Consider the following 2,500-nt stretch of genomic DNA (forward strand, 5'->3'; position numbering starts at 1 on the left):
TGCGCCGTGAGCTCCGACCGACAAGGATTCGCTGTGAGTTTTTGCTTGTTTGTGTGGGACTGGAGTCCAGCTATCGGTGTCCTTGTGAGTTTAAGAACCTGGATGCCGTTGTGCGAATAACAAAAAAGGCCGTCCTATCTGGCCGGCCTTTGTTTTGTTTGGTTTCGGGAGCAGGATTTGGGGTTATCTGCCCTTCAGCGTCGGGCGAAGCCCTCCTTGAAGGGGCCCGGTCATGTCAAAATCCACGACCCCACGAGCAAATAAACAAAAGGCCGCCCATTGGACGGCCTTTTGTTTATTTGGTTGCGGGAGCAGGATTTGAACCTGCGACCTTCAGGTTATGAGCCTGACGAGCTACCGGACTGCTCCATCCCGCGTTATTCGTTTTTTATCGGGGTACCGATGTATCCCGGATGGGCTTGAGTAAGCCCGGAGATTTTCGTTTTGTTTGTCCTGGGCGCTTTTCGCCTGGGGGCAAAGTGTGCTGCTGCCGCAGCGTGTTTCGTGTTGCCTTGCTGCTGCGCTGATAGGTGACAAGAAGTTCCGTAGCGCAGCAAAGGCAAGGCCAAGTGGCCGCCAGCCAAGTTTGGCCGCCCTCGCGGAGGCCAGGGCGAAGCCCGATACGGCCGTGAGCGCTCTGTTGAAGAGGTTTCAAATTGCGATTTGCAGGCCTGGCGGCGACCTACTCTCCCACACCTTAAGATGCAGTACCATTGGCGCTGGGGAGTTTCACGGCCGAGTTCGGGATGGGATCGGGTGGGGGCTCCCCGCTAGGGCCACCAGGCCGGCGAAGCGCAATTTGCGTGAACTGGTCTATATATTTATTTGATTTTGATCTGGTTTTCCTTCTGCCTTGCAAGGAACAAGAGCTCCGAGCGCAGCAAAGGCAAGGCCAAGTGGCCGTCGGCCGGTCAGGCCGGTTGGTTCACAGGACAGGTCCGAAGGACCGGTACGTCCGTGAGAACAAAACCATGATTTCAAACGCGCTCAAGCAGCCCAAAGGGCGATAGCGCACTTAAGATGATCTCTTCAAAGCGCCAGAGGCGCTTTGGAGAGATGAACATTGACTAATGAGAGGATCAAGCCGAACGAGCTATTAGTAAAGCTAAGCTTCATGCGTTGCCACACTTCCACACGCTTCCTATCGACGTGGTGGTCTTCCACGGCTCTTCAGGGAGAACTGGTTTTGAGGTGGGTTTCCCGCTTAGATGCTTTCAGCGGTTATCCCTTCCGTACATAGCTACCCTGCAATGCGGCTGGCGCCACAACAGGTCCACCAGAGGTACGTCCATCCCGGTCCTCTCGTACTAGGGACAGATCCTCTCAATTCTCCTACACCCACGGCAGATAGGGACCGAACTGTCTCGCGACGTTCTGAACCCAACTCACGTACCACTTTAATTGGCGAACAGCCAAACCCTTGGGACCTGCTCCAGCCCCAGGATGTGATGAGTCGACATCGAGGTGCCAAACAATGCCGTCGATATGGACTCTTGGGCATCATCAGCCTGTTATCCCCGGCGTACCTTTTATCCGTTGAGCGATGGCCCTTCCACGAGGGACCACCGGATCACTATGGCCGTCTTTCGACTCTGCTCGACTTGTCAGTCTCGCAGTCAGGCAGGCTTATGCCATTGCACTCAACGAGCGATTTCCGACCGCTCTGAGCCCACCTTCGCGCGCCTCCGTTACCATTTGGGAGGCGACCGCCCCAGTCAAACTACCCGCCACACACGGTCCCGGATATTGTAGTACCGCGGTTAGATATCCATGACGACAAGGGTGGTATTTCAAGGGTGACTCCACAAGAGCTGGCGCTCCTGCTTCAACGTCTACCACCTATCCTACACATGTCGTGACGAATACCAGTGTGAAGCTGTAGTAAAGGTGCACGGGGTCTTTCCGTCTGACCGCAGGAACCCCGCATCTTCACGGGGAATTCAATTTCACTGAGTCTATGCTGGAGACAGCGGGGAAGTCGTTACGCCATTCGTGCAGGTCGGAACTTACCCGACAAGGAATTTCGCTACCTTAGGACCGTTATAGTTACGGCCGCCGTTTACTGGGGCTTCAATTCGGTGCTTGCACACCTCCTCTTAACCTTCCAGCACCGGGCAGGCGTCAGACCCTATACGTCGCCTTGCGGCTTCGCAGAGCCCTGTGTTTTTGATAAACAGTCGCCACCCCCTGGTCTGTGCCACCCCACAACGGTTGCCCATCGTGAGGTCTCCCTTCTCGCGAACTTACGGGAGCATTTTGCCGAGTTCCTTCAGCATAGTTCTCTCAAGCGCCTTGGTATTCTCTACCAGTCCACCTGTGTCGGTTTCGGGTACGGTTTATACGGTGGAGCTATTTCCTGGAACACCTTCGCTGCACCCCCAATCCAATAAGGAGATACAACACACGGCATCCGTCACTACCACCAAGCTGCAGAATATTAACTGCATTCCCATCGACTACGCCTTTCGGCCTCGCCTTAGGGGCCGGCTAACCCTGCGCC

At 55.3% G+C, this 2,500-nt stretch carries 1 tRNA gene and 2 rRNA genes (1 of these 3 cut by a window edge); all 3 read right to left on the reverse strand.

The features are described 5' to 3' along the window. Positions 1-300: 300 nt before the first annotated feature. Positions 301-377 (reverse strand) — tRNA-Met (locus FMN63_RS27610). Positions 378-669: 292 nt separating this feature from the next. Further along, a 5S ribosomal RNA gene (gene rrf, locus FMN63_RS27615) occupies positions 670-784 on the reverse strand. A gap of 291 nt (positions 785-1,075) precedes the next feature. Next, positions 1,076-2,500: ribosomal RNA gene (locus FMN63_RS27620) — 23S ribosomal RNA — on the reverse strand (it continues 1,298 nt past the right edge of the window).

The sequence above is a fragment of the Stappia sp. BW2 genome, assembly GCF_008107695.1.
Taxonomy (GTDB): Bacteria; Pseudomonadota; Alphaproteobacteria; order Rhizobiales; family Stappiaceae; genus Roseibium.